Genomic DNA, 26,169 nt, shown 5'->3' on the forward strand with positions numbered 1-26,169 from the left:
CAGCACTGGCTGGGCGCCGAGGGCATGCCGCGCCGGTACGCGGACTACCTCGCGGCCGACGGCTTCACCGCGCTGAACACGATCTCGACGATCAGCTCGTTCCTGCTCGGCATGTCGATCCTGCCGTTCTTCTACAACGTGTGGAAGACGGCCAAGTACGGCAAGCCGGTCGGCGTCGACGACCCGTGGGGCTACGGCCGCTCCCTGGAGTGGGCGACCTCCTGCCCGCCGCCGCGGCACAACTTCATCACCATGCCGCGGATCCGCAGTGAATCCCCGGCGTTCGACCTGCACCACCCGGAGATCGCCGCCCTCGACCAGCTCGAGAACGTCGGTCACGGCGAGAAGGCCATCGCTGGTGGCAAGGAGGCCGGCAAGTGAAGATCCAGGGCAAGATGTTCATGTGGCTGAGCGTCTTCGTCCTCGCCATGGCGGTCGTCTATGGCGTGTGGTCGAAGGAGCCGGCCGGTACCACGGCGCTCTTCCTGGCCTTCGGCCTGTGCATCATGATCGGCTTCTACCTCGGCTTCACGGCCAAGCGGGTCGACGTGGGCGCGCAGGACAACAAGGAGGCGGACGTCGCGGACGACGCCGGCGAGGTCGGGTTCTTCAGCCCGCACAGCTGGCAGCCGCTCTCGCTGGCCATCGGCGGCGCCCTCGCCTTCCTGTCGATCGCGATCGGCTGGTGGCTGATGTACTTCTCGCTGCCGATCATCCTGGTCGGCATCTGGGGCTGGGTCTTCGAGTACTACCGCGGTGAGAACCGCACCCAGTAACACGAGCCGAGCGCTTCAGGGGCCCGGACACTCCGCAAGGAGCGTCCGGGCTCCTGCTTTTGCCGTAATCCGTGTCACTCGTACGAACCACCCGGCGTGCCGCAGTTGACGCTGCTTCCTAGCGTGAGGTCATGAGCCACACAGCGATCTCCCGTCCCCGCACCGTCGTCAGCTGCACGCTGCTGGTGATAGCCCTCTGCGCGGGCGTCACCGCCTGCGGCTCCGACGGCAACCCGCTCTCCCACCGCCCCTACGACGCGGCGGACCAGATCTCGTTCAACGCCCCCTCCGAGGGCCGCAAGAAGGCCGACCCGGACAAGCCCCTGGAGGTCGTCGAGGACTCCGACGGGCGCATCACGGACGTCACGGCCCACGACGCCTCAGGACGCTACGTGGCGGGCGAACTCGCCGCCGACGGCAGCCGCTGGCACAGCACCTCCCCGCTCGCCGCCAACGCCAGCTACACGGTCCGGGTGAGCACCGAGAACGAGGACGGGGAGCCCGGCCGCAAGGTCCTCACCTTCGACACCGGCAAGCCCACCACCAACAAGCGCCTGGACGTCACCTTCGGCCCCAAGGCGGGCACCTACGGCGTCGGCCAGCCCATCACGGCCGAGCTGAGCCAGCCGGTCAAGGACAGGTCCCAGCGGGCCGTCGTCGAACGGGCCCTCAAGGTCTCCTCCATGCCCGCCACGGAGGGCGCCTGGCACTGGGTGGACGACAAGGAGCTCCACTACCGCCCGAAGGACTACTGGCCCACACAGGCCACCATCCAGGTCCGCAGCAACCTGGAGGGCATCAAGATCGGCGACCGTATGCGGGGCGGCAAGGCCGAGCCGCTGACGCTCAGCACCGCCGACAAGGTCATCGCCGTCACGGACGCCGCGGCCCACCAGATGACCGTCTACAAGAACGACGAGATCGTCCGGCAGATCCCGGTCACCACGGGCCGGCCCGGCTACGACACCCGCAACGGCGTCAAGGTCGTCCTGGCCAAGGAGGGCACCGTCCGCATGACCAGCGCCAGCATCGGCGCCTCGGACTTCTACGACCTGGTCGTCCACCACTCCGTGCGGGTCACCAACAGCGGCGAGTACGTGCACGCAGCCCCCTGGTCCGTCGGCTCCCAGGGCTACGCCAACGTCAGCCACGGCTGCACGGGCATGAGCACCGAGAACGCCGCCTGGTTCTACGAGAACGTCCGCGAGGGCGACATCGTCAAGGTCATAAACTCCGGCGGCGAGTCGATGACCCCGTTCGGCAACGGCTACGGTGACTGGAACCTCGAGTGGAAACAGTGGCGCACCGGCAGCGCCCTGATCGGCGGCACCCCTGACGGCCCCACACCGGCGGACAGGGCCCGGCTACGCCCGCAGAGCGTCTGACCTCAGGGGCGCGGGGAGCTGTGCGACAAGCCACAGACCACCCGCACCCGCCGATGAACAGGCACTCCCGAGCCCCTAGGCGTTCAAAGCCGCCCTCTCCCGCAACAGCGAAGCCAGGGCAGCAGCGAACTCCACCGGTTCCACCGGCAGGGTCACCGCGGACTCGGCGCGACTCCAGGTCGCCAGCCACGCATCCTGCGGCCGCCCGATGAGCAACAAGACCGGCGGGCAGTCGAACACCTCGTCCTTGATCTGCCGGCAGACCCCCATGCCACCCATCGGCACGGCCTCACCGTCCAGCACACAGACGTCGATCCCACCCCGGTCCAGCTCCTTGAGCACGGCACCCGGAGTCGCGCACTCCACGAACTCCACCAGAGGAACGTCCGGCGCCGGCCGCCGTCCCGTGGCGAGCCGCACCTGCTCGCGGGTGTTGGAGTCGTCGCTGTAGACCAGCACCGTGGCGGTCGGCTGCATTGTTCCTCCGTGACGTCAGCGTCGTAAGGACAGGCCCGTTGGGCCGGATGCTACTCCCTTGAACACCACGTCAACACCGGTACGACCGGCTTAGACACTCCGAACGGCACCCCCCGGAGTGAGGGCGGGATAAGCGACCGACATAATGTCGGTCGTGGCGACAGCAACGACAGTAGAAACCGGGCACGCGCACCCGTCGGTCAATCGGCCGAACCTCACCAGCGTCGGAACCATCATCTGGCTGAGTTCCGAGCTGATGTTCTTCGCGGCCCTCTTCGCGATGTACTTCACCCTGCGATCGGTGACGGGTCCCGATCACTGGAAGGAGATGGCCAGCCATCTCAACTTCCCGTTCTCGGCGACGAACACCACGATCCTGGTGCTCTCCTCGCTCACCTGCCAGCTCGGCGTCTTCGCAGCCGAGCGCGGTGACGTGAAGAAGCTGCGGATGTGGTTCATCGTCACCTTCGTGATGGGTGCGATCTTCATCGGCGGTCAGGTGTTCGAGTACACCGAGCTGGTCAAGGAGGCGGGCCTGTCCCTGTCCTCCGACCCGTACGGCTCGGTCTTCTACCTGACCACCGGCTTCCACGGCCTGCATGTGACGGGCGGACTCATCGCCTTCCTGCTGGTCCTGGGCCGGACCTACGCGGCCCGGAGGTTCACCCACGAGCAGGCGACCGCCGCGATCGTCGTGTCCTACTACTGGCACTTCGTCGATGTCGTCTGGATCGGCCTCTTCGCCACGATCTACATGATCAAGTAGCGGGACCGCAGCGCGCGCCCGACGAGGCACGCATCCCAGAAGCACCGACGCAGAAGATCCTGACACCGGGGTAATCCGTGAAAAAGCTCTCCGCACGACGACGCCACCCGTTGGCGGCGGTCGTCGTCCTACTCCTCGCGCTGCTCTTCAGCGGGGGGCTGTACGCCGTGTTCGCACCCACGAGCAAGGCTGAGGCCGACGAAACCGCCCAGTCCCTCACCATCGAGGAGGGCAAGAAGCTCTACTCGGTCGGCTGCGCCAGTTGCCACGGCACCGGCGGTCAGGGCACCTCCGACGGGCCGAGCCTGGTGGGCGTGGGCGCCGCCGCCGTGGACTTCCAGGTCGGCACCGGCCGTATGCCGGCCGCCACCTCCCAGGGCCCGCAGGTCCCCAAGAAGAAGAACGTCTACAGCCAGGCCGAGATCGACCAGCTCGCGGCCTACATCGCCTCGCTGGGCGCCGGCCCCGCCGTCCCGACGGAGGAGCAGTACGGCCCCCAGGGTGCCGACATCGCCAAGGGCGGTGAGCTGTTCCGCACCAACTGCGCGCAGTGCCACAACTTCACCGGCAAGGGCGGTGCGCTGACGCACGGCAAGTACGCGCCGACCCTTGAGGGTGTCGCCCCGAAGCACATCTACGAGGCCATGGAGACCGGCCCGCAGAACATGCCCTCCTTCCCCGACACCACGCTGTCGGAGAAGAACAAGAAGGACATCATCGCGTACCTGGACGCGGTCAACAGCAGCAAGTCCGAGAGCCCCGGCGGCCTCGAGCTCGGCGGCCTCGGGCCGGTCAGCGAGGGCCTGTTCGGCTGGATCTTCGGTCTCGGCGGGCTGATCGCCGTCGCCGTGTGGGTCGCCGCCCGGACCGCAAAGGCCAAGAAGTCATGAGTAGCCAAGACATTCCAGAAGAGAACCTGCCTGCTGAGCAGTCCGAGCAGTCCGCAGGACTTGACGAGCACGGGCACGGCGCGCTGAGCGCCGCGGACGAGAAGCACCCGTTCGCCGACCCGGGCCTGCCCCCCCACGAGCACCGGATCCAGGACGTCGACGAGCGGGCCGCCAAGCGGTCCGAGCGCTCGGTCGCCCTGCTGTTCACGGTGTCGATGCTGGCCACCATCGCCTTCATCGCCGCGTTCGTGGCGATCCCGGTCGACAAGTCGGTCTACATCTTCCCGCTGGGTCACATCAGCGCGCTGAACTTCGCGCTGGGTCTGACCCTCGGCATCGCGCTGTTCTGCATCGGCGCGGGCGCGGTCCACTGGGCCCGCACCCTGATGTCGGACGTGGAGATCGCCGACGAGCGGCACCCGATCGAGGCGGAGCCCGAGGTTCGCGAGAAGGTCTTCGCGGACTTCAAGCAGGGCGCCAAGGAGTCCGCGCTCGGCCGCCGCAAGCTGATCCGCAACACCATGTTCGGCGCGCTCACGCTGGTGCCGCTCTCCGGTGTCGTGCTGCTGCGCGACCTCGGCCCGCTGCCCGAGGACAAGCTGCGTCACACGCTCTGGTCCAAGGGCAAGCTGCTCGTCAACATGAACACGAACGAGCCGCTGCGTCCGTCGGACGTCGCGGTCGGCTCGCTGACCTTCGCCAAGCCCGAGGGCCTGGAGGAGCACGACCACGAGTTCCAGAACGAGATCGCCAAGGCCGCCCTGATGATCGTCCGGATCCAGCCGGAGAACATCAAGGACAAGCGCGAGCTCGAGTGGTCGCACGAGGGCATCGTCGCGTACTCGAAGATCTGCACCCACGTCGGTTGCCCGATCTCCCTGTACGAGCAGCAGACGCACCACGTGCTCTGCCCCTGCCACCAGTCCACCTTCGACCTCTCCGACGGTGCCCGAGTGATCTTCGGTCCCGCTGGTCACGCCCTGCCGCAGCTCCGCATCGGCGTGAACGACGAGGGCTACCTCGAGGCGCTCGGCGACTTCGAAGAGCCCGTCGGCCCTGCTTTCTGGGAGCGCGGATGAGCACTGCACAGACACGCCGCAAGGCGCCCGCCGGAGAGCGGGTCGCCGACTGGGCCGACGGCCGCCTGGGGATCTACTCCCTGGCCAAGGCCAACATGCGCAAGATCTTCCCGGACCACTGGTCCTTCATGCTGGGTGAGATCTGCCTCTACAGCTTCATCATCATCATCCTCACGGGTGTGTACCTGACGCTGTTCTTCCACCCGTCGATGAACGAGGTGGAGTACCACGGCAGTTACGTCCCGCTCCAGGGGCAGCTGATGTCGGAGGCGTTCGCCTCCACGCTGGACATCAGCTTCGACGTGCGCGGCGGTCTGCTCATCCGGCAGATCCACCACTGGGCGGCGATCATCTTCCTCGCCGGCATGTTCGTGCACATGATGCGCGTCTTCTTCACCGGCGCGTTCCGCAAGCCGCGCGAGATCAACTGGCTGTTCGGCTTCCTGCTGTTCGTCCTGGGCATGTTCACCGGTTTCACCGGCTACTCGCTCCCGGACGACCTGCTCTCCGGCACCGGTGTCCGCTTCACGCAGGGCGCGATCCTGTCCGTGCCGATCGTCGGCACGTACATCTCGATGTTCCTGTTCGGCGGGGAGTTCCCGGGCACCGACTTCGTCGCCCGGTTCTACTCGATCCACATCCTGCTGCTGCCGGGCATCATGCTCGGGCTCGTGGTCGGTCACCTGATCCTGGTCTTCTACCACAAGCACACGCAGTTCGCGGGTCCCGGCCGGACCAACAAGAACGTCGTCGGCATGCCGCTGCTGCCGGTCTACATGGCCAAGGCCGGGGGCTTCTTCTTCCTGGTCTTCGGTGTCATCGCGGCCCTCGCCGGCATCGCGACCGTCAACCCGATCTGGGTCCTGGGCCCCTACCGGCCCGACCAGGTGTCGACCGGAGCACAGCCCGACTGGTACATGGGCTTCGCCGAGGGTCTGGTCCGGGCGATGCCGGGCTGGGAGATCAACTTCTGGGGTCACACGCTCGTCCTCGGCGTGTTCATCCCGCTGGTCCTCTTCGGCCTGTTCCTCGGGATCATCGCCCTCTACCCGTTCATCGAGTCGTGGGTCACCGGGGACAAGCGCGAGCACCACATCCTGGACCGGCCGCGCAACGCCCCGACGCGCACCGCCTTCGGTGTCGCGTGGGTCACCGGCTACATGATCATGCTGATCGGCGGTGGCAACGACATCGTCGCCACCCACTTCCACCTGTCGATCAACGCGGTCACCTGGTTCGTCCGGATCGGGTTCTTCGCCGGGCCGGCCATCGCGTTCATCATCACCAAGCGCATCTGCCTCGGCCTCCAGCGCCGGGACAAGGAGAAGGTGCTGCACGGCCGCGAGTCGGGCATCATCAAGCGCCTGCCGCACGGTGAGTTCATCGAGGTGCACGAGCCGCTCAGCCAGGAGCAGATGTACACGCTCACGGCACACGAGCAGTACCAGCCGGTCGAGATCGGTCCGACGGTGGACGAGAACGGTGTCGAGCGCAAGGTGAAGGGCTCCGAGAAGCTCCGCGCCAAGCTCAGCGAGTCCTACTACGGCGAGGGAGCACAGATCCCGAAGCCGACCGTCGAGGAGTACCGGGAGATCACGAGCGGCCACGGCCACCACTGATCACTGCTTCGCCACGCCACGCGAAGGGCCCCGTCCGGTGTTCGGACGGGGCCCTTCGCCGTGTCCCGTGGCTGGATAGGGTGGACCTCGTTGAGACTCTCGTCCCGTAGTGCGGGACGCCTGACCCTGGAGCGGCTTATGAGCGCTGTGACCCCCGCTGGAGGCGACACCGCGGCGGGCCGCTCCTGGCCCCTGCTGTTGAACGGTCTGCTGGACCGCCGGGACCTGACCGCCGACGACACCGCGTGGGCGATGGACCTGATCATGCGCGGCGAGGCGACGGACGCCCAGATCGCCGGACTCGTGGTGGCGCTGCGGGCCAAGGGCGAGACCGTCGAGGAGATCGCCGGATTCGTCCGTGCCATGTACGAGCACGCCAACGTGATCGAGGTGCCGGGCCCGGCCGTCGACATCGTCGGCACGGGCGGCGACGGGGCGAAGACCGTCAACATCTCCACGATGTCGGCGATCGTCATCGCCGGCACCGGTGCGAAGGTCGTCAAGCACGGCAACCGCGCGGCGTCGTCGGCGTCCGGGGCGTCGGACGTGCTGGAGAAGCTCGGCGTCAATCTGGAGCTGCCGACGCACCGGGTGGCCCAGGTCGCCGAGGAGGCCGGGATCACCTTCTGCTTCGCGGCGAAGTTCCACCCGGCGATGCGCCACGCGGGCGCGGCACGCGGCCAGTTGGGCATCCGGACGATCTTCAACGTCCTCGGTCCGCTGACCAACCCCGCGAAGGTGCGGGCCCAGGCCGTCGGTGTCGCGGACCCGCGCATGGCACCGATCGTCGCGGGCGTCTTCGCCGAGCGCGGCCACTCGTCCCTGGTCTTCCGGGGTGACGACGGCCTCGACGAACTGACCACCACCGCCACGTCCAGAGTGTGGGTCGTCCGCGACGGCAAGGTGACCGAGGAGGCCTTCGACCCGCGCGACGTGGGCCTCGAACTCGTCCCCGTGGAGGCCCTGCGCGGGGCGGACGCCTCCTACAACGCGGAGGTCGCCCGCCGTCTGCTGGACGGCGAGACGGGCCCGGTCCGCGACGCGGTCCTGCTGAACTCGGCGGCGGCCCTGGTGGCCCTCGAACCCGGCCCGGGGACGCTCGCCGAGCAGATCCGCGCCGGCATGGCGAAGGCGGCCGCATCGATCGACTCCGGGGCCGCCAAGCGGACCCTGGAGCGGTGGGTGGCGGCGAGCAACGCGTAGCGCGGGGTGTCCCGCAATCCGGACGCGGGTTGCGGGACCTCGATCATTCCCGTACGTTCCTGCACAGGTCATGAGTGACAGTCATGAGGCCCCGGCCGACTGTCCGGCAACCCTCCGTCCGTGGCGGGGTGCCCCGGGTGAAGACCAGGCCGTAGGCAGCGAGGTCTACGGCAAGCGCGGACCCCTCACGAAACCAGGGGTCCTGGTCGTCGAGGAGTCTTCCGTGAGCAAGCGAATGCGCTAGGGCCGCAGAGCCCCGCCTCCGCACACCCTCTTTCTCTCCACCCCAGGTCTCTCACGGGAGTCAGCCATGTCCGTCTCCACCGTTGCCACCGCCCCGTCCATTTGTGCACCGCTGCCCGTTCTGGGACGGGATGTCACCGTTCCGCTCGTGACCGGCGGCGAGGTCACCTACGCCGCGCTCGACTACGCCGCCAGCGCCCCCGCGCTCCAGCGGGTCTGGGACGACGTCGCCGCCTACGCGCCGTACTACGGCAGCGTCCACCGCGGCGCCGGGTACCTCTCCCAGCTGTCGACCGACCTGTTCGAGAACGCCCGCCGGACGGTCGCGGAGTTCCTCGGCTGCCGGGACGACGACCAGGTCGTCTTCACCCGGTCCACCACCGACTCCCTCAACCTCCTCGCCGCCGCGCTCCCGGCCGGCTGCCAGGTCTTCGTCTTCGAGACCGAGCACCACGCCTCCCTGCTGCCCTGGCGCGACGCCCGCGTCACGTACCTCGACGCCCCGCGCAGCCCCCGCCAGGCCGTCGAGACCCTTAAGCGGGCCCTCGCCGACCGCGAGCCCCACGGGCCGGCCCTCGTCTGCGTCACCGGCGCCTCGAACGTCACCGGCGAGCTGTGGCCCGTTCGGGAACTCGCGGCGGCAGCGCACGCCCACGGCGCCCGGATCGTGCTCGACGCCGCCCAGCTGGCCCCGCACCACCCCGTGTCCGCCCGGGACCTCGACGTCGACTGGGTCGCCTTCTCCGGGCACAAGCTGTACGCGCCCTTCGGCTCCGGCGTGCTGGCCGGGCGGGCCGACTGGCTGCGCGAGGCCGACCCGTACCTCGCGGGCGGCGGCGCCAGCCGCAAGGTCACCCGGCGCACGGACGGGGGAGTGGACGTCGAGTGGCACGAGAGCGCCGCCCGTCACGAGGCCGGATCGCCCAACGTCATCGGCGCCTACGCCGTGGCCTCCGCCTGCAAGGCGCTGACGGAGGCGGGCTTCGACACCCTCGTCGCCCGCGAGCAGTACCTGGTGGGGAAGGTGCGGGACGGGCTCGCCGACGTCCCTCAGGTGCGGTTCCTGTCCCTGTTCGGGGACGACGCCCCGCGCGTCGGTGTGCTCTCCTTCGTCGTCGAGGGCTGGAACAGCTCGCACTTCGCCGCCGCGCTCTCCGCCGAGTACGGCATCGGCGTGCGGGACGGGCTGTTCTGCGCCCATCCGCTGGTGCGCACGCTGCTCGGCAACGACCCGCAGACGCAGGGCGAGTGCGGTTCACCGGAGGCGGCTCCCGGCGAGAAGTCCCTCAACGCCATCCGCGTGAGCTTCGGTGCGGGCACGCCGGACGAGCACGTGGAGCGGTTCGTGCGGGCCGTGAAGGAGCTCGTGACGGACGGGGCGCGGTGGAACTACCGCACGGAGGACGGGCGTTGCGTGCCGGACAGGTCCGCCTGAACGGCCTGGGAGGCCTCGGAGACCACGGGTAGCCGCGTACCGAGGACGATCATCCGCAGGGCGCGTTCCGTGGCGTCGGTGAGCAGTTCGCTCGCGCGGAGCAGCGCCTCGGCCAGCTCCATCGGGGCGGGCAGGATGCCGTGGCAGGCATCCACGCCCGGCACCTGGTGCGCGCCCTCGCCGAGCGTGCCGGCCAGGGCCAGGACCGGGCGGCCGTGGAGCTTGGCCCGGCGGGCCACCTCGGCGGGCACCTTGCCGCGCGGCGTCTGGTGGTCCAGGGCGCCCTCGGCGGTGACGACCAGATCGGCGCGGGCCAGCCGGGCGTCCAGGTCGAGGTGGTCCAGCAGCACGTCGAAGCGGGGGAGGAGGCGGGCGCCGAGGGCGGCGAGGCCGGCGCCCAGGCCGCCGGAGGCTCCGGTTCCGGGACCGTACCGGAGGTTGGTGTCCGGGACGGCGACGTCGCGGGTGAGGACGAAGGCCCAGTTCTCCAGTCCGGCCGACAGCTGCTCGACCTGCTCGGGCGTCGCGCCCTTCTGCGGCCCGAAGACCCGGGCCACGCCCCGTTCGCCGCACAGCACGTTGTACGGGTTGCAGGCGACGAGCAGCTCCACGTCCGCCAGCCGTGCGTCCAGGCCCCTCGGGTCGACGCGGTGCAGCCGGGTCAGCTCCCGGCCGCCGACGGGGAGTTCCTCGCCCTGTTCGTCCAGCAGCCGGGCCCCGAGCGCCTGGAGCGCGCCCGCGCCGCCGTCGGAGGTGCCCGAGTCGCCGCAGCCGACGAGGATCCGCCGGACGCCCCGGTCGAGCGCGGAGCGGATCAGCTCGCCGACGCCGTAGGTGGTGGTGGCGCCCGGGTCGCGCAGGTCGCGCGGGACGAGGGAGAGACCCGCGACCGCCGCCATCTCCACCACGGAGGTGTCGCCGTCGCCCAGGAGGGCGAAGTGGGCGGCGATGGTCTCCCCGACCGGGCCGGTCGCGGGCACGGTGACGACCTTGCCCGCGGTCGCGGCGGCCAGGGCGACGGCCGTGCCCTCACCGCCGTCCACCAGCGGGACGAGGTCGAGCTCGGCGTCGGGCAGGACACGGCGTACGCCGGCCGCGATGGCGTCGGCGGCGGCCTCCGCGGACAGGGACTCCTTGAAGCCGCTGGGGGCTACGACGACACGGTTCAGCATGGAGGGCTCCTTAACGGGTGACGGACACGCCGAGCAGCGGCCACACCGCGACGGCGAAGAGCAGGACGAGAGCGGCGGTCAGGGGGGCCAGGAAGGCGGACAGCCGCAGCAGGTCGCGCGGGGCGTAGGTGGGGGTGCCGGGGAGCTGCGAGAAGAGCGTGACCGGCTTGGCGGAGGCGGGCAGCGTGTGGCAGAAGCCGGCGGCGGCGGTGGAGGCGAGCGCGGCGGTGACCGGGTTGACCCCGACGCCGACGGAGGCGGCCACGACGAGCGGGACCAGGACCGAGGAGCGGGCCGAGCGGGACTGGAGGACCAGGTGGGCCGCCGTGCTGACGGCGACCACGATCGCCAGGAACACCACCGGGGCCTCGTTCGTCGGCAGCCCGGAGACCAGCCACTTCGCCGCTCCGGAGTCGGCGAGCGCGACACCCATCGCCATCGTCGCCGCCATGAACAGCAGCAGCGACCAGGGGACGGTCTTCAGCGCGTCCTTCAGGCGTACGGTGCCCAGGGCGGGCGAGGAGGCCACGACCGCGCCGATCAGCGCCACGATCGCGGGCGGCAGGCGGTGCAGCGGCTCGCTGCACCACAGCAGCACGACCGTGGCGAGCAGCAGGGCACAGCGCTTCTCGGCCGACGTCCAGGGGCCGGCGACCGCCTGCTCACTGTGCTGCTGGATCTGCTCGGCGGTGATGTGCACGGCTCCGCGCCGGTCCTCGCGGCGGGTCATGGTCAGCAGCACCAGCTCGGCGGCCAGATGGGACGACACCACGGCCAGTGGAAGGCCCAGCAGCAGCCACTCGGTGAAGCCGATGTGCTCCCCGGTCGCCTCGAACAGCACCGACACGGTGATCAGATGCGCGCCCGCCCCGATCAGGGTCGCCACCGCCGACAGCAGGATCACCGTCGGGAACAGCAGCGCCAGCATCACGACCAGTCGTTTCCGGTCGGCGAGGACCTTGGCGAGGGCCAGGAACACCGGCAGTGCGAGCGCCGCCCGGCCGGAGGTGGCCGGGACCGCGAACGCCGTGACGACCAGGGCGGCCGTCGTCAGGTGCACGAGTTGCCGCACGGTGCGCGCGCCGCTGACCAGGAAGACCGCCGCCCGGCCGGCGAGCCCGGTCCGGGCGACCGCCGCCGCCAGCACGAACGCGCAGATCAGCAGCCACACCGTGGAGTCACCGAGGGTGCCGAACAGGGTGTCGTTGCTGATCACACCCGTCACCGTGAGGGCCAGCGCGGCACCCAGCGCGATGTACGTGTCGTCGATCGACGTCCCGATCCACGCACAGGTCGCCAGGACGAACACGACGAGGGTGAAGCGGGCGTCGCCGCCGAGCCCCGGGAAGTTCGAGGGGACCGCCAGCAGGGCGCACAGCGACAGCGCCACGCACAGGGCGGTGAGAGCTCGTGGGTTCCATGTCACGTCATCGAGGGTTCATCCGGGCGGTGAGCCGTCGATGAGCCGAACATGAAAGGAACTTCACCCGGTGGGGAGCCGGTACCCCATCCCGCGCACGGTCTCCACCCGCTCCGCGCCCAGCTTCTTGCGCAGCGTCCGGACGTAGACGTCCACGATGTTGGAACCGGGGTCGAAGTCGTAGCCCCACACGTGGGACAGGATCTGCTCGCGGGACAGCACCTGTCCCGGATGCCGCAGGAACAGCTCCAGCAGCACGAACTCACGTGCCGTCAGGTCGACGGTCCGCTCCTCGGCCCTGGCCCGCCGGGTGCGCAGGTCCAGGCTCAGCGAGCCGGCCCTCAGCACGGTGACCTCAGGCGCCCGGGCCGCCGTACGCAGCCTCAGGCGCACCCGGGCGAGCAGTTCCTCGAAGCGGAACGGCTTGGTCATCCAGTCGTCGGCGCCGCCCTCCAGTCCGGCCACCGCGTCCCGTACGGAGTCCCGGGCGGTCAGCACGATCACCGGGGTGGTCACCCGCGCCTCACGCAGCTCGCGCAGGATCGTGAAGCCGTCGCGGCCGGGCAGGTTGATGTCCAGGACGACGAGGTCGAAGCCGCCGGTCAGGGCGTACTCGTAGCCGGCGTCGCCGTCGGTGACGACGGTCGTGGTGAATCCGTTCGAGCGCAGGCCCTTCTCGACGAAGGAGGCGATGCGCTCCTCGTCCTCGACGATGAGGATGCGGTTCACGTGGGATGGCCTTCCGGTACCTGGGGAGCGGGCAGGACGAGGGTGAAGGTGGCGCCGCCGCCGGGGGAGCCGGACAGCCGTACCCGCCCGTGGTGGCCCTCGGCGATGGCCTTGACGATGGCGAGCCCGAGTCCGGCGCCGGAGCCGCGTGTTCCGCGCCGGGAGGTGGCCCGCCGGAAGCGTTCGAAGATGATCTCGGCGTCCTGCGGCGGGACACCGGGGCCCGAGTCGGCGACGTACAGCTCCAGGTGCGGGCCGGCGATCCGGGAGCCGATGCGGATGGCCTGGCCGGGCGTGGTGTGCTGCACGGCGTTCTGCGCGAGCTGCACCATGGCCTGGGTGATTCGCTGGAAGTCCAGTTCGGCTTCCACGTCGGCGACTTCGGCGAGCCGCCAGTCGCGCTCGCCCAGGGTGCGGGCCTTGACGAAGACGTCGGCGGTGAGTTCGGCGACCTGGGCCGGCTCGTGGACGACGAAGTCGGGCCGTTCGGTCTTGGCGAGCACCAGCAGGTCCTCGACGATGCGGCTCATCCGCTCGAGTTCGTCGGTGACCAGCCGGACCGTCTCCTCGCGTTCCGCCGGGTCGTCGCCCATGACCTCCAGATGGCCCCGCACGATGGTGATCGGGGTGCGCAGCTCGTGGCCCGCGTCGTCGACGAACTCGCGCTGCGCGGCGAAGGCCCGGTCCAGCCGGTCGAGCATGCCGTTGAACGTCTCGGCGAGAGCCGCTATGTCGTCGTTGCCGTGCACCGGGATCCTCCGGGTGAGGTCCTGCTCGGTGATCTCTGCCGCGGCGGTGCGCACCAGTCGGACCGGCCTGAGGATGCGTCCGGCGACCACCCAGGCGATGCCCGTGGTGAGCAGCAGGGCGACGCCGGAGATGATGAGCAGGGTGCGGAACACCGTGTTCACCCACTCCCGCTCACGCTCCGGGTGGATGGCCACGACGAACGCGGCGTCCGGCTCGGCTCCCGCGCGGGCCACGGTGACCTTGGCCCACCGGATCTCGCCCTGCGGCCGGTGCAGGGTGCCGGTGGAGTCGGGCGAGTCGAAGATGCGGCGTCTGGCCTCGGCGTCCCGGTAGAGGGGCAGCCCGGCGCCGACACCGCCCTGCTGCCGGATCTGGGCGAGAGCGCCGTCCGTCCCGCGCACCAGGCCGATCAGTTCCTCGTCGGCATCGGGGTTCTGCTGCTGCAGGAAGACGGTCAGCAGGCGGTCCGCACTGGCGAACGGACGGCCCGTCTCCGGGTCCTTGCCCCGCTCCTCGAAGCCGGCGAACTCCCCGGCCTCCTGGGTGAGCAGGCGGTTGATCCGGTTGTCCATGTCCCGCATCAGCAGGGAGCGGGTGGTCGTCGTGACCTCGACGAGGGCGACCGCCATGACGAGCAGCAACCACAGCAGGATGCGGACCCGGGCGGTGATCCGCCGGCGGGCCGGGTCAGTTGGTGTCGCCGGTGCCGTCGTCGTCCGGCCCGTCGTCTCCGGCGCCCTGGCCGTGGTCGTCGTCATCGTCATCCATCGTGGGACTGTCGGTCACCGGCTGCCGCGGCACGACCTCGTCGTCCGGGGACGGGTCGGGCGTCGGTTCGGGCTCGGGTGTGGGCGTGGGCTCGGGCGTGGGGGAGCCGCTGTCCAGCACCACCTCGGACGGGACCTTCGGCGGCTCGGGGCTGTCGGAGAGCGCGAAGCTGGTCGCCGCGATGCCCAGCGGGATCAGAACGACGGCGGACAGGGCCGCCATACGACGTGTGAAAGCCATGTGCCCGATCTTTGGCCGGGAACACGGCGAGAAGGATGAGGGCCGGATGAAGAACTCTTCATCCGGCGTCCGGCATCCGATCAGAAGCGGGCCTTCAGTTGTCCAGCCCGATCGAGAACGCCGCTTCCAGATCGTGCTGCGAGTAGGTACGGAACGCCACGTGCGTGTCGGTCCCCTCCACTCCGGGGATCTTGCTGATCCGGCCGGGGATGACCTCCGCCAGGTCCTCGTGGTCCTTCACCCGGACCATCGCGATCAGGTCGTAGGTGCCGGTGACGGAGAAGACCTCGCTGACGTTGTCCAGCGCGGCGATCGACTCCGCGATCTCGGGGATCCGGTCCACGCTGGTCTTGATGAGGACGATCGCGGTGATCACGGCTGGTTCTCTCCCTCGGGGGCCGGAGCAGGGGCGGCCTTCACTCTAGTAGGGCTGGTCGGGCGGCCGTAGCGGACCGAGGCGTAGCCGAAGCCGAGGCCGAAGCCCACCAGGTGCGCGAGGTAGGCCACGCCCGGCCCGTCCGAGGCCCGTCCCGCCGCCAGCCACTGGAGCGCCGCCCAGAACGGCAGCACGACCCAGGCCGGGAAGCGCACCGGCAGGAAGAAGAGGAACGGCAGGAGACTGGTCACCCTGGCCCGGGGGAACAGGTAGAGGAACGCACCGAGGACCGCCGAGATCGCCCCCGAGGCACCGACCAGGGACTGCTCGGAGTCCGCGTTGGCGACGGCGTAGCCCAGCAGGGCCAGGTAGCCGCAGCCGACGTAGAACAGGATGAACTGCACCCGGCCCATCCGTTCCTCGGTCATCGCCCCGAAGACGTAGAGGAAGAGCATGTTGCCGAGCAGGTGCACCCAGCTGCCGTGGACGAAGAGGGCCGTCGCGGGGGTGAGGGCCGATCCGGCGGACCCCTCGAACAGTTCTGCGGGGATCACGCCCCAGCGCCGGAAATAGGCCCGCTGCGCGGCGAGCAGCTCGTCGCCCGTGCCGTACGCCGGGCCGAGGCCCGAGGCGGGGCCGACCAGGAAGACCGCGCAGCACAGGGCGATCAGTGAGTACGTCATCGGCGCCGACGAGCCCCGGACCGATCTGCCGGCCCGCACGATCGACGCCCTCCACTTGCTGATCATGGACACAGAGCATGACGTAACCGGACGCAACCGTACGGACCGCCTCGCCGCCGTGGACGCGTGGGCGGCGACGACCCGCCAGGCCGTAGGGTTACGAGCCACACGCACCGGGGATGCCGGTGGCGTCACGGACACTAGAAGGAAAGAGAACAGGTCACGATGACGGTTCCCCTGCCGACCGCCTCCACGCGGTGGCGCTGCACCCTCTGCGGCAACCTCACGAGGTTCGACGTGACCCGCTCGTCGAAGGTCGTCGAGTACGTCCACCTCGACCTGGCCGGAGAGCCGAAGGTCGAGGAGCGCGAGGTGCTCAGTGAGACCATCGAGTCGGTGCGCTGCCGCTGGTGCAACGCGGTGGACCAGGTGGAACTCGTGGACAGGCCGGGTGCCGGCTCCTGAGGGGAGCTGGCCCCGCACAGGCATTGGGGTGTGACGGATGGTGGAGACCACAGGCGGGGGGCCGGGCGACGGCGCCGCTGAGGTGCTCGACCGTCCGCTGCCCGACGGCGTGCGCCGCAGGGTCGTCCAGATCGTCTCCGACGGCTTCGGTTCGCTGACGGTCGGCGAGCTGCCCGCGCAGCTCAGGCAGTACGCCCGGTTCGCCCCGAACCGCCGCGCCAAGTTCGCCGGCAACGCCATGGCCGCGGCGCTGGAGACCGACCCGCTGTTCCGGCAGCGCATCGGGGAGAAGCTCAGAGAGACCCAGCCGGAACTGACCGGCGCCCTCGACTCAGGTTCCCCGCCCCCGGCCGCGGACCCGCTCGACGTGGCGGCCGCGGCCTACGTACTGCGGCCCCTGGGCTGGGTGAAGCTGGTGACCGCCGCCGGTGAGGAGGCCCAGCGGGCCGACGCCGAGCGCGCCGACGAGGAGAACCGGGCCGAGCTGGAGCGGCTGCGCGCCGAGCTCGACCGGGCCCGTGACCACACCAGGGCCGAGACGGAGCGGCTGCGCACGGAGCTGGAATCGGCCAAGAAGGAAGCCGAGTCGCTGCACCGCAAGCTCCGCGCCGCCCTCAGCGACGTCAAGCGCGGCGAGGCCGCCCTGCGCAAGGCGCACGGCGAGATCGAGGCCGTCCGCGCCGAGGGGCAGGCCCAGGTGTCCGCCGCCGAGAGCGAGACCCGGCGGCTCAAGGCCCGGCTGGGGGAGACCGAGGCCGCGCTGGAGGCGACGCGCCGGGCTGCGCGCGAGGGCCGCAGTGTCGAGGACATGCGGGTACGGCTGCTGCTGGACACCCTGCTGGACGCGACCCAAGGGCTCCGGCGCGAACTGGCCCTGCCACCGGTGTCCGTCCGGCCCGCCGAGACCGTGGACGCCGTCGAGCCGGGCCGGATGAGCCCCAAGGACATCGCCGCCCGCGCCCTGTCCGAGCACGACCCGCAGGTCCTCGACCAGCTGCTGGCGCTGCCGCAGGCCCATCTGGTCGTCGACGGCTACAACGTCACCAAGACGGGTTATCCGCAGATGCCGCTGGAGAAGCAGCGCCTGCGGCTGCTGGGGCAGCTCTCACAACTGGCGGCGCAGAGCGGCGCCGAGGTGACCTGCGTCTTCGACGGGGCCGAACTGGCCGCTCCGGTACTGCTCGCGCCACCGCGCGGCGTGCGGGTGCTGTTCTCGAAGCCTGGCGTCACCGCGGACGAGTTGATCCGCCAGCTGGTGCGCGCCGAACCGCCCGGCCGGCCGGTCATCGTCGCCTCCACCGACCGTGAGGTCGCCGACGGCGTGGCCCGCGCGGGCGCCCGCCCGGTGGCCTCGGCGATGCTGCTGAAGCGCCTTTCGCGGTCCTAGCGGCCCTTCGCACCATGCGTAACTTACGGGCTTCATGCCCGAATTCGCGAGGTCTGTGTGCCACGTTGCGTCAAATGGGGCTCACCGCCTGTGAGTCAAGATGAAAAGATGGCTCACCGTGACGCAATTTTTCAGCTGAGGATTTGAACTGATCACAGGAAGGTCACTAGGGTCAGGCCGAACCTCCGCTCGGGTGATCACTCATCGGGAGAGACGGCGGAGGAGCCAGAAGGAGCTTTTCACCCGTGGCGTCCCACCGTCGTCCCAAGCAGCCGAGCCGCGCACGTGTGACCGTGTTGACCACCGCCGCTGCCGCTGCCGTCGCCTTCAGCTCGCAGGCCGCCAACGCCGCCCCCAGCGAGAAGCCGAGCAAGGACGAGGTCAAGGCCAAGGTCGACAAGCTCTACGAGCAGGCGGAGCAGGCCACCGAGAAGTACAACGGGGCCAAGGAGAAGCAGGAGAAGCTCCAGAAGGAGATCTCCACCATCCAGGACAACGTCGCCCGCGGCCAGGAGGAGCTCAACGAGCTGCGCGACAGCCTGGGCCTCGCGGCCGCGTCGCAGTACCGGACCGGATCCATCGACCCCTCCGTCCAGCTCTTCCTCTCCGCGAACCCGGACGACTACCTCGACAAGGCCTCCACGCTCGACCAGTTGAGCAGCCAGCAGGTCGAGGCGCTGAAGAAGGTCCAGGAGAAGCAGCGCGAACTCGCCCAGGAGCGCGCCGAGGCCTCCGAGAAGCTCAAGGACCTCGCCTCCACCCGCGCCGAACTCGGCAAGAAGAAGAAGGAAGTCCAGGGCAAGCTCGCCTCCGCGCAGAAGCTGCTCAACAGCCTCACCGCCGCCGAGAAGGCGGCACTCGCCGCCGAGCAGGACCGCGCCAGCCGCGACAGCGAGCGCGACGCCCTCACCGGCAACGTCCCGCCGGGCTCCGGCCGGGCCGCCGCGGCCTTCGCCTTCGCGCAGAGCCAGCTCGGCAAGCCCTACGTCTACGGCGCCACGGGCATGAGCTCCTTCGACTGCTCCGGCCTCACCTCCCGGGCGTACGCCGCGGCCGGCGTCCAGATCCCGCGCACCTCCGAGGCGCAGGCCCAGATCGGCACCAAGATCTACTCGGTCAGCCAGCTCAAGGTCGGCGACCTGGTCTTCTTCTTCAACGACCTGCACCACGTCGGCCTCTACGCCGGCAACGGGCAGATCATCCACGCCCCGCGCACCGGCACGGTCGTCCGCTACGAGTCGATGGACACCATCGGCGGCCCGTTCATGTTCGGCGTCCGCGTCTGACGTTCCGCACGACGTCCGCTGTTCCGCCGTTCGGGCGAATCACGACAGCCTCGACTGAGCCCGCGCCCCGCCAGTGACCTGCGTCACTGGCGGGGCGTCGTGCCGCACACCCACGGATGGTCGTTGGCGGCCCCCCGTCGCGGGGCTACTGTCTGCCGCGTTTCCTAGTCCGCCAGCGGAAGGAGAGCGGCTTCCCGTGGGGTCCCATCGCCGCCTTGCACCGTCCGGGTTCGACCGGGGCGCCAGTGTCGCGGTCAGCTTCCTTTCCGTCGCGGCCGCCGCCCTGGGCGCGGTACCGACCGTGGCCGCACCGTACGACGACACCCGGGCCGAGGTGGACCGCCTCTACGAGCAGGCCGAGAAGGCGACCGAGGCCTACAACGAGGCCGACGAGCGCGCCGACGAACTGCGTGACGAGGTCGGCGCCGCCCAGGACCGGGTCGCCCGGCAGCAGCAGCGCATCAACTCCATGCGGGAGTCGCTCGGTTCGCTCGCCGGTGCCCAGTACCGGTCGGGCGGCATCGACCCGTCCCTCGCCCTGCTGTTCTCCGACGACCCGGACGAGTACCTGGACAAGGCCTCCCGGCTGGACCGCATCACCGCCCACCAGGCCGGTCAGCTGAAGGAGCTTCAGGAGGCCATGCGCGAACTCGCCCAGGACCGCGAGGAGGCCGCCGGCAAGCTCCGCGAACTGGAGAAGAGCCGCAAGGCCGTCGCCGCCCACAAGAAGACCGTCGAGCACAAGCTCGCCACGGCCCGGCGGCTGCTCAACTCCCTTCCGGACAGCGAGCGCGACGCCTACGGCCGCGCCTCCCGCTCCGGCCGCGACGGCTTCCCCGACCTCGGCGGCGCCACCGCCGCCTCGGGACGCGGAGCCGCCGCCGTCGCCGCCGCCCGCAGCGTGCTCGGCAGGCCCTACATCTGGGGCGCCAACGGCCCCTCCGGCTTCGACTGTTCGGGCCTGACGCAGTGGTCGTACGCGCAGGCCGGGGTCTTTCTGCCGCGCACCTCGCAGGCCCAGCGGCACGCCGGCCGGCAGGTCCCGCTGTCCGAGGCACGCCCCGGTGACCTGGTCGTCTACCGGTCCGACGCCAGCCATGTCGGGATGTACATGGGCAACGGCCAGGTCATCCACGCGCCCTACCCCGGCGCGCCCGTGCGCTACGACCCGGTCGGGATGATGCCCGTCTCGTCGGTCACCAGGGTCTGACCGGCGCGGCCCGGCGCCCGTACGATCGGGAACGTGGCTGGTCGAAGGTCGGGGTCCCCGGTGGTGGCGCTCGTTCTGCTGCTCGTCTTCCTGGCCGGATGCGGCGGCCGGCCCGCCGCCGACAGCGCCACGGCCGACGTCCAGCGGCTCCTCGACCGGCGGGCCGCCGCGGTCCTCGACCACGACGAGCGGGCCTACGCCCGCACGGGCACGGAGGCGGATTTCGCCCACGTGCGCGCGCTGCCCCTGGCCGACTGGTCGTACCGCGTGACCGGCCTGCACCGCAGCGGCGACACGGCCACCGCCGACGCCGAACTGCGCTACCGCGTCGCGGGGTACGACCGGGCGCCGGTGACCGCGGCCCGCACTCTGCGGCTGAGCCGCGACGCGGACGGGCGGTGGTCCGTCGATGCCGACCGGCCCGCGAGGAAGTCCGCCCAGCAGTTGTGGGACCAGGGGGCCGTCCAGGTCGTCCGCGGCGAGCGCAGCCTGGTGCTCGGTGTCGGGCGGTCCGGCCGGTCGCTGCGCGGCTTCGCCGACCTGGCCGACCGCGCGGTGCCCGCCGTCTCGGAGGCGTGGGGCACCGACTGGGGCCGGCGCGTCGTCCTGCTCGTCCCGAAGTCGCTGGAGGGGATGGCGGGGCTGCTCGGCTCACCCGCCTCCGCCTACCGCGGGATCGCGGCGGTCACCACCGGCGAGACGGGGGCACCGGCGCGGGCGCCCGCGGACCGCATCATCGTCAACCCGGACGCGTTCGCACTCCTCGGCACCCTCGGCGAGCAGGTCGTCGTCACCCACGAGACGACCCATGTCGCCACCCGCGACCACACCACCCCCGCCACCCCGCTCTGGCTGTCCGAGGGCTATGCCGACTGGGTCGGCTACCGGGCCGCCGGCCGCACACCGCGCGAGGCCGCGCCCGAACTGTCCCGCGCCGTGACGCAGGGCGAGATCCCGGCCGCCCTCCCGGACGACGGGGACTTCGGCTTCACCGGCGACGCGAGCCGCCTGGCCCGGGCCTACGAGAGCGGCTGGACGGCGTGCCGGTTGATCGCCGACCGCTGGGGCGAGGCCCGGCTGGGCGCGTTCTACCGGGCCGTCGGGGAGCACCGGAAGAGGGCCGGGGCGGTGGAGGAGGCCATGCGCGATGTGCTGGGGACGACGCCGGAGGCCTTCACGGGGGAGTGGCGGGACTATCTGCGGGTTCAGCTGGGCTGACCGAGCCGGGGCCGGACGGGGCCGTCTGCGGCTTCATCCCGGCTGTTCCAGCAGCGCGATGGCCTCCCGCAGCCAGGTGCGTTCCGCCTCGCCCGTCGCCCGGGCGACCCGCAGCACGCCCTGGCGGAACAGGTCGTCCGTCTCCTCGGCGCGGACCGGCTTGCCCGACGCGTAGAAGAAGCTCGCCGGGGTCTCAAGGAAGTCCAGCCGGCGGCGCAGCACCGCGGCCTGCTCGTGCGGGTCGGGCAGGTGGCGCAGGAACGCCAGGACCGTGTTGAAGCGGACCTGGTCGGTGATCTCGGTCTGCTTCGGACGGCGCAGCCGCTCCAGCAACTCCTCGCGGCCCTTGCCGGTGAGGGCGAGGATCCGGCGCGGGGCCGCGCTCGCGCCGGGCTCGGTGCGCTGGTCGAGCAGGCCCGCCCCGACCAGGCGGGTGATCGCCGGGTAGAGCGCGCCGTCGCTCACCGGCCGGACATGCCCGGTCAGCGCCTTGATGCGCTCCTTGAGCTCATATCCGTGCAGCGGCTCCTCGGCCAGGAAGCCCAGGATCGACAGCTCCAGCATGGTCCTCCTTGCGGGTGCGTGAGGTCCCATGCTACCTCTTATCGAGCTACCTCGAAACGAGCTAGCTCGAATCGCGGTTCACCAGGACCCGGGGGGGACAGTCACCGTGAACGCCCACCGCTCGCAGCTGCTCCAGCTCGCCCGCCCCGTCTACTTCTCGCTCCTGGCGTCCGTCGCCGCCGGGATCATCAACACCGTCTGGGTCGCCCGGCTGGGCGGACCTGCCGTGGCCGCCGTGGCCGTGGCGACCACCACGGAGAACGTGCTGCTCGGCATCGCCCTGGTCTTCGGCTCCGGCACGACCGTGCTCGTCGCCCACGCCCGGGGCGCCCGCGACCCCTCGGCCGTACGGGCGGCCGTGCGCGGCGGTTGGGCGCTGTGGGCGCTGGTGACGCCCCTGGTGGTGGTGGGCGGCCTGCTCGGCCGCGAACCGCTGGCCCGGCTGGTGCTGGGCGGGTCCGACGGCGCCGCGCTCCCGCTCGCCGTCGCCTACTTCACGCTCTCCATGCCCGGCATGGCCGTCTTCTTCGCCCAGCAACTCGTCGACGGCATCCTCAAGGGCACCGGCGACACCAGAACCCCGATGCGGCTCGCCCTGCTCTCCAACGGCCTGATCCTGGCCCTCGACCCGCTCCTCATCCATCTCCACGGCGTCCAGGGCGCCGCCGCCTCCACGGTGCTGTGCCGGTCCGTGGCGCTCGGGGCCGGGCTTGTCGCGGTCCGGCGCACCGCACTGCTGCGGAGCGCCCGTGACACGGCACCGGCCGAGCCCCTGGCCGTCTCCCTGCGCCGGACGCTGACGACCGGCCTGCCCATGTCCGCCGACTTCACCGTGCGGCAGACGGGCGCCCTGGCCCTGGTCGCGATCGTGGCGCGGCTCGGGGTGACGGCGGTGGCCGCGTACTCGATCGCCTACAAGGTCATGTACGTGGCGACCATGGCCTTCTACGCCGTGCGCCAGGCCGCGTCCATCCACACCGCGCACACACGCGGTGAGGGGAGGGACGAGCGCCGGGAGATCGGACGGCAGGCGGTGCTGGTCTCCGGAGTCATCGGCCTCACCGCGGCCGTCCTGCTGGCCGCCGCCGCCCCGTGGCTCATGGCCGCCTTCGGTGCCGGACCCGGGGTCGCGCGCGAGGGCGTGCTGTTCCTGCGCTGCGTCGGGCCCTACCTGCTGCTGATGGCCTGCCTCATCGCGCTCGGCGGGGTCTTCGAGGGCAGCGGGAACGCCCCGGGGCTGCTGCGCGTCACCGTGCTCGGGACGGCTCTGCAACTGGCGCTCGCGTACGGCCTGACGGGGCTCGGACTGCCCGGGGTGTGCCTCGCGCTGGCGGGGGCGACGGCGGTGCAGTGTGCGCTGGCGGGCGTGCTGTTCCGGCGGGACCCGGCTCAGGTGGAGACCGGTGTCTCGTCGGTGCGGGTGGTGGGCTGAGCGGGGACGGGAGCGGGAACCGTGCGCGGCACCGTCGCACGCCACAGGGCGCGGGCCGCGAGGAGCGTGGCGGCGACCAGCAGGCCGTTGCGCAGGAAGAGCAGGGTCAGGCCGAGGCCGTCACTGGCCACCACGTTGGCGAAGTAGAGCGGGAACTCCAGCACCGTCACGAAACACGCCACCAGGACGAGCCCGACCGGCAGCCGCATCCGGCTCCCGGGGAAGTACAGGCAGACCGCGGCCAGCCCGACCAGCCACACCATGTACTGCGGACTGATCACCCGGCTGGTGGTGGTGAACATCAGCACCGCCACGAAGGCCGCGTCGGCGACCGTGTGCTCCTCGAAGTGCCGGGCCAGCAGCCGCCACAGCACCAGCCAGCCGAAGGCCGCCCCCGTCAGGAACAGCGCGCCCGTGCTCACCTCGCTCACGTACGGCCCGAGGAACTCGATCGAGCCGTAGTTCAGCCGCACCTCGCCCTGCCAGCCGAAGTGCCGGGCGACATGGAAGACCAGCGCGCCCAGCGACTCGACCTCGGTGCCCCGGTCGCGCTGGAAGGTCAGGAAGGCGAACGCGCCCGGCACGGCCAGGGCGAACACGCCCGTCACCGCGATGCCGGTCACCACCGCCGACACCCAGGAGGCGGGGCGGCGGGCCGCCAGGAGGAGCATCGCCGGCCAGACCTTCAGCAGCGCGCCGAACGCGGCCAGCGCCCCCATCGCCTTGGGGTGCCGGGCGCCCGCGAGCAGCGCCGCCACGGCCACCGCCGTGACCATCACGTCGTAGCGGGCGTACACCGTCGGCCCGAGCAGCGGCACGCCCGCCACCCACACCCAGGCGCCGCGCAGCGACCTGCCGGGGCGCCGGCCCGCGTACGTCAGCAGGGCCAGGACGGCCAGGTCGGTGACGCAGACCAGGACGAAGAACGCGGTCGCGTAGGGCAGGAAGGACAGCAGGCCGGGGGAGAGGATCGCCAGGGCGGCGGCGGGCGGGTACTGCCAGGTGACGTCGTCCTGGGGGAACGTTCCGGTGCGCAGGACGTCGTACCAGCCCTGGTAGATCACGGACACGTCGCTCGTCACGTCCGGGCCCGGGAAGACGTACACCTTCAGCACGAACAGCAGCAGCACCAGCCTCGTGAGACACCAGACCACCGGCAGACATGCCAGGGACCGCCTCGCGCCCGTCGTCCTCACCAGATCCCTGCCCGTCCGCGTGCCGTGTCGAGGAGGCCATGATGTCCCCGTCGGCTGTGAGCGTGCCACACCTGCCGGTGCGTACGGTCGTGAGGGGCGGTTCGGTAGGGTCGGCGGCGTGCGCAAGACCCTGATCGTGACGAACGACTTCCCGCCCCGGCCGGGCGGCATCCAGGCGTTTCTGCACAACATGGCGCTGCGGCTGGATCCGCAGCGGCTGGTCGTCTACGCGTCGACCTGGAAGCGGAGCCGGGAGGGCGTGGAGGCGACCGCCGCCTTCGACGCCGAGCAGCCCTTCACCGTCGTACGGGACCGTACGACCATGCTGCTGCCGACGCCGGGTGTCACCCGGCGGGCCGTGGGACTGCTGCGGGAGCACGGGTGCACGTCGGTGTGGTTCGGGGCGGCGGCCCCCCTGGGCCTGATGGCGCCGGCGCTGCGGAGCGCGGGCGCCGAACGGCTGGTCGCCACCACGCACGGCCACGAGGCCGGCTGGGCCCAACTGCCCGCCGCCCGGCAACTGCTGCGCCGGATCGGCGACTCCACGGACACGATCACCTACCTCGGCGAGTACACGCGCTCCCGGATCGCCGGCGCGCTGAGCCCCCAGGCGGCCGCGCGGATGGCGCAGCTGCCGCCGGGCGTCGACGAGAAGACCTTCCACCCCGGCTCGGGCGGCGACGAGATCCGGGCGAGGCTCGGCCTGACGGACCGCCCCGTGGTGGTGTGCGTCTCCCGGCTGGTGCGGCGCAAGGGCCAGGACACCCTGATCCGGGCCATGCCCCGGATCCTGGCGGCCGAGCCGGACGCCGTGCTGCTGATCGTCGGAGGCGGCCCGTACGAGAAGGACCTCCGCAGGCTGGCCCACGACACGGGCGTCGCCGCCTCCGTCCGCTTCACGGGCCCGGTGCCCTGGGCGGAGCTGCCCGCCCACTACGGCGCCGGTGACGTCTTCGCCATGCCCTGCCGGACCCGCCGCGGCGGCCTGGACGTGGAGGGCCTCGGCATCGTCTACCTGGAGGCGTCGGCGACCGGGCTGCCCGTCGTGGCCGGCGACTCGGGCGGCGCCCCGGACGCGGTCCTGGACGGCGAGACCGGCTGGGTGGTGCGCGGTGGCTCCCCCGAGGAGGCGGCCGACCGCATCACGACCCTCCTGGCAGACGCCGAGCTGCGCCGCAGGATGGGCGAGCGGGGCCGCGAGTGGGTCGAGGAGAAGTGGCGCTGGGACCTCCTCGCGGAGCACCTGAAGAACTTGCTGTAGTTGTCTTCCCTCAGGGGCGCGGGGCTGTATCGATGTGCGGCTCCGCCGCGTGGGCGCGACAGGCCACACACGACCCGCACCCGCCCGCAACGATCAAGCGGCACCCCACTAGTGACCTGAGTCAGAGATTCGTCGTTAG

25 protein-coding genes, 1 pseudogene and 1 riboswitch are annotated in these 26,169 nt (G+C 71.0%); of the genes and pseudogenes, 16 read left to right on the forward strand and 10 right to left on the reverse strand.

Annotated features, from left to right (window positions below; translation table 11 throughout):
- From GTY47_RS19495 to GTY47_RS19505, 3 genes and pseudogenes are all read left to right on the forward strand, one after another.
- Positions 1–381: pseudogene (locus GTY47_RS19495) on the forward strand (cytochrome ubiquinol oxidase subunit I); the annotation flags it as partial.
- On the forward strand, positions 378–776 hold the full coding sequence (locus tag GTY47_RS19500; RefSeq protein ID WP_010048910.1) for a cytochrome c oxidase subunit 4: 399 nt from the start codon (positions 378–380) through the stop codon (positions 774–776). The pseudogene GTY47_RS19495 and the gene GTY47_RS19500, both read left to right, overlap by 4 nt.
- Before the next feature lie 131 nt (positions 777–907).
- Positions 908–2,161, forward strand: coding sequence for an Ig-like domain-containing protein (locus tag GTY47_RS19505; protein ID WP_010048912.1), 1,254 nt, complete (start codon positions 908–910; stop codon positions 2,159–2,161).
- A 75-nt stretch (positions 2,162–2,236) separates the two neighbouring features.
- Here GTY47_RS19505 and GTY47_RS19510 read toward each other — a convergent pair whose 3' ends face one another.
- The gene (locus tag GTY47_RS19510; RefSeq protein ID WP_010048916.1) at positions 2,237–2,638 is read right to left on the reverse strand and encodes a hypothetical protein; all 402 of its coding nucleotides are present in this window, start codon (positions 2,636–2,638) and stop codon (positions 2,237–2,239) included.
- A 145-nt stretch (positions 2,639–2,783) separates the two neighbouring features.
- On the opposite strand from GTY47_RS19510, the gene GTY47_RS19515 reads away from it, so the two are divergent.
- From GTY47_RS19515 to GTY47_RS19540, 6 genes are all read left to right on the forward strand, one after another.
- Positions 2,784–3,404, forward strand: coding sequence for a heme-copper oxidase subunit III (locus tag GTY47_RS19515; RefSeq protein ID WP_010048918.1), 621 nt, complete (start codon positions 2,784–2,786; stop codon positions 3,402–3,404).
- Between the two features lie 77 nt (positions 3,405–3,481).
- A complete protein-coding gene (locus GTY47_RS19520; protein ID WP_029181805.1) occupies positions 3,482–4,294 on the forward strand; it encodes a cytochrome c in 813 nt (270 codons plus the stop codon).
- On the forward strand, positions 4,291–5,373 hold the full coding sequence (locus GTY47_RS19525) for a Rieske 2Fe-2S domain-containing protein (protein WP_010048922.1): 1,083 nt from the start codon (positions 4,291–4,293) through the stop codon (positions 5,371–5,373). Before GTY47_RS19520 ends, GTY47_RS19525 begins: the two co-directional genes overlap by 4 nt.
- Positions 5,370–6,992: a cytochrome bc complex cytochrome b subunit gene (locus tag GTY47_RS19530; RefSeq protein ID WP_010048924.1), complete on the forward strand. Its 1,623-nt coding sequence runs from the start codon at positions 5,370–5,372 to the stop codon at positions 6,990–6,992. Before GTY47_RS19525 ends, GTY47_RS19530 begins: the two co-directional genes overlap by 4 nt.
- Positions 6,993–7,130: 138 nt before the next feature.
- Positions 7,131–8,195, forward strand: a complete 1,065-nt coding sequence (gene trpD / locus GTY47_RS19535; protein WP_010048926.1) for an anthranilate phosphoribosyltransferase — start codon at positions 7,131–7,133, stop codon at positions 8,193–8,195.
- A 66-nt stretch (positions 8,196–8,261) separates the two neighbouring features.
- Positions 8,262–8,378: riboswitch (SAM riboswitch) on the forward strand.
- A 127-nt stretch (positions 8,379–8,505) separates the two neighbouring features.
- Positions 8,506–9,873: an aminotransferase class V-fold PLP-dependent enzyme gene (locus GTY47_RS19540; protein ID WP_029181806.1), complete on the forward strand. Its 1,368-nt coding sequence runs from the start codon at positions 8,506–8,508 to the stop codon at positions 9,871–9,873.
- Here the strand turns inward: GTY47_RS19540 and GTY47_RS19545 are convergent.
- The 7 genes from GTY47_RS19545 to GTY47_RS19575 form a co-directional block, all read right to left on the reverse strand.
- Positions 9,828–11,045: a glycerate kinase gene (locus tag GTY47_RS19545; protein WP_010048929.1), complete on the reverse strand. Its 1,218-nt coding sequence runs from the start codon at positions 11,043–11,045 to the stop codon at positions 9,828–9,830. The two genes, GTY47_RS19540 and GTY47_RS19545, sit on opposite strands and share 46 nt — an antisense overlap.
- A gap of 10 nt (positions 11,046–11,055) precedes the next feature.
- Positions 11,056–12,471, reverse strand: a complete 1,416-nt coding sequence (locus GTY47_RS19550) for an SLC13 family permease (RefSeq protein WP_029181807.1) — start codon at positions 12,469–12,471, stop codon at positions 11,056–11,058.
- Between the two features lie 57 nt (positions 12,472–12,528).
- A complete protein-coding gene (locus GTY47_RS19555) occupies positions 12,529–13,194 on the reverse strand; it encodes a response regulator transcription factor (protein ID WP_010048932.1) in 666 nt (221 codons plus the stop codon).
- A complete protein-coding gene (locus GTY47_RS19560) occupies positions 13,191–14,702 on the reverse strand; it encodes an ATP-binding protein (protein ID WP_010048933.1) in 1,512 nt (503 codons plus the stop codon). The genes GTY47_RS19555 and GTY47_RS19560 overlap by 4 nt, the downstream gene beginning before the upstream one ends.
- Complete coding sequence (locus tag GTY47_RS19565) at positions 14,632–14,952, reverse strand: hypothetical protein (protein ID WP_029181808.1); 321 nt, start codon at positions 14,950–14,952, stop codon at positions 14,632–14,634. Before GTY47_RS19565 ends, GTY47_RS19560 begins: the two co-directional genes overlap by 71 nt.
- A 94-nt stretch (positions 14,953–15,046) precedes the next feature.
- Positions 15,047–15,328 carry an Lrp/AsnC ligand binding domain-containing protein gene (locus GTY47_RS19570; RefSeq protein ID WP_010048935.1) on the reverse strand — a complete coding sequence of 94 codons (282 nt, stop codon included), beginning with the start codon at positions 15,326–15,328 and terminating at the stop codon, positions 15,047–15,049.
- Positions 15,325–16,077 carry a rhomboid family intramembrane serine protease gene (locus GTY47_RS19575; protein ID WP_010048938.1) on the reverse strand — a complete coding sequence of 251 codons (753 nt, stop codon included), beginning with the start codon at positions 16,075–16,077 and terminating at the stop codon, positions 15,325–15,327. Before GTY47_RS19575 ends, GTY47_RS19570 begins: the two co-directional genes overlap by 4 nt.
- Before the next feature lie 159 nt (positions 16,078–16,236).
- Between GTY47_RS19575 and GTY47_RS19580 the strand changes: the two genes are divergently transcribed.
- From GTY47_RS19580 to GTY47_RS19600, 5 genes are all read left to right on the forward strand, one after another.
- Positions 16,237–16,476, forward strand: a complete 240-nt coding sequence (locus GTY47_RS19580) for a hypothetical protein (protein WP_010048941.1) — start codon at positions 16,237–16,239, stop codon at positions 16,474–16,476.
- 37 nt (positions 16,477–16,513) lie between these two features.
- A complete protein-coding gene (locus GTY47_RS19585) occupies positions 16,514–17,863 on the forward strand; it encodes an NYN domain-containing protein (RefSeq protein ID WP_010048944.1) in 1,350 nt (449 codons plus the stop codon).
- A 245-nt stretch (positions 17,864–18,108) separates the two neighbouring features.
- The gene (locus tag GTY47_RS19590; protein WP_010048947.1) at positions 18,109–19,149 is read left to right on the forward strand and encodes a C40 family peptidase; all 1,041 of its coding nucleotides are present in this window, start codon (positions 18,109–18,111) and stop codon (positions 19,147–19,149) included.
- 196 nt (positions 19,150–19,345) lie between these two features.
- Complete coding sequence (locus GTY47_RS19595; protein ID WP_010048948.1) at positions 19,346–20,359, forward strand: C40 family peptidase; 1,014 nt, start codon at positions 19,346–19,348, stop codon at positions 20,357–20,359.
- Between the two features lie 33 nt (positions 20,360–20,392).
- On the forward strand, positions 20,393–21,577 hold the full coding sequence (locus tag GTY47_RS19600; protein WP_029181809.1) for a hypothetical protein: 1,185 nt from the start codon (positions 20,393–20,395) through the stop codon (positions 21,575–21,577).
- A gap of 33 nt (positions 21,578–21,610) precedes the next feature.
- Here GTY47_RS19600 and GTY47_RS19605 read toward each other — a convergent pair whose 3' ends face one another.
- On the reverse strand, positions 21,611–22,141 hold the full coding sequence (locus tag GTY47_RS19605; protein WP_010048951.1) for a PadR family transcriptional regulator: 531 nt from the start codon (positions 22,139–22,141) through the stop codon (positions 21,611–21,613).
- A gap of 106 nt (positions 22,142–22,247) precedes the next feature.
- Between GTY47_RS19605 and GTY47_RS19610 the strand changes: the two genes are divergently transcribed.
- Positions 22,248–23,573 carry an MATE family efflux transporter gene (locus GTY47_RS19610; RefSeq protein WP_010048952.1) on the forward strand — a complete coding sequence of 442 codons (1,326 nt, stop codon included), beginning with the start codon at positions 22,248–22,250 and terminating at the stop codon, positions 23,571–23,573.
- Here the strand turns inward: GTY47_RS19610 and GTY47_RS19615 are convergent.
- Positions 23,531–24,769: a glycosyltransferase family 87 protein gene (locus tag GTY47_RS19615; protein WP_029181810.1), complete on the reverse strand. Its 1,239-nt coding sequence runs from the start codon at positions 24,767–24,769 to the stop codon at positions 23,531–23,533. The genes GTY47_RS19610 and GTY47_RS19615 overlap by 43 nt on opposite strands.
- Positions 24,770–24,887: 118 nt before the next feature.
- Between GTY47_RS19615 and GTY47_RS19620 the strand changes: the two genes are divergently transcribed.
- Entirely contained in the window at positions 24,888–26,030 is a 1,143-nt protein-coding gene (locus GTY47_RS19620; protein WP_010048954.1) for a glycosyltransferase family 4 protein, read from the forward strand.
- Positions 26,031–26,169 lie beyond the last annotated feature (139 nt).

It is taken from the genome of Streptomyces sp. SID5464, assembly GCF_009862985.1.
Classification (GTDB): domain Bacteria; phylum Actinomycetota; class Actinomycetes; order Streptomycetales; family Streptomycetaceae; genus Streptomyces; species Streptomyces chartreusis_D.

Bases quoted from the DNA above. Each gene is read 5' to 3' on its own strand.
- GTY47_RS19505 (WP_010048912.1), top strand. From the start codon at position 908: ATGAGCCACACAGCGATCTCCCGTCCCCGCACCGTCGTCAGCTGCACG.
- GTY47_RS19510 (WP_010048916.1), bottom strand. From the start codon at position 2,638: ATGCAGCCGACCGCCACGGTGCTGGTCTACAGCGACGACTCCAACACC.
- GTY47_RS19515 (WP_010048918.1), top strand. From the start codon at position 2,784: ATGTCGGTCGTGGCGACAGCAACGACAGTAGAAACCGGGCACGCGCAC.
- GTY47_RS19525 (WP_010048922.1), top strand. From the start codon at position 4,291: ATGAGTAGCCAAGACATTCCAGAAGAGAACCTGCCTGCTGAGCAGTCC.
- GTY47_RS19530 (WP_010048924.1), top strand. From the start codon at position 5,370: ATGAGCACTGCACAGACACGCCGCAAGGCGCCCGCCGGAGAGCGGGTC.
- trpD (WP_010048926.1), top strand. From the start codon at position 7,131: ATGAGCGCTGTGACCCCCGCTGGAGGCGACACCGCGGCGGGCCGCTCC.
- GTY47_RS19540 (WP_029181806.1), top strand. From the start codon at position 8,506: ATGTCCGTCTCCACCGTTGCCACCGCCCCGTCCATTTGTGCACCGCTG.
- GTY47_RS19545 (WP_010048929.1), bottom strand. From the start codon at position 11,045: ATGCTGAACCGTGTCGTCGTAGCCCCCAGCGGCTTCAAGGAGTCCCTG.
- GTY47_RS19560 (WP_010048933.1), bottom strand. From the start codon at position 14,702: ATGACGACGACCACGGCCAGGGCGCCGGAGACGACGGGCCGGACGACG.
- GTY47_RS19565 (WP_029181808.1), bottom strand. From the start codon at position 14,952: ATGGCTTTCACACGTCGTATGGCGGCCCTGTCCGCCGTCGTTCTGATC.
- GTY47_RS19575 (WP_010048938.1), bottom strand. From the start codon at position 16,077: ATGATCAGCAAGTGGAGGGCGTCGATCGTGCGGGCCGGCAGATCGGTC.
- GTY47_RS19580 (WP_010048941.1), top strand. From the start codon at position 16,237: ATGACGGTTCCCCTGCCGACCGCCTCCACGCGGTGGCGCTGCACCCTC.
- GTY47_RS19585 (WP_010048944.1), top strand. From the start codon at position 16,514: ATGGTGGAGACCACAGGCGGGGGGCCGGGCGACGGCGCCGCTGAGGTG.
- GTY47_RS19605 (WP_010048951.1), bottom strand. From the start codon at position 22,141: ATGCTGGAGCTGTCGATCCTGGGCTTCCTGGCCGAGGAGCCGCTGCAC.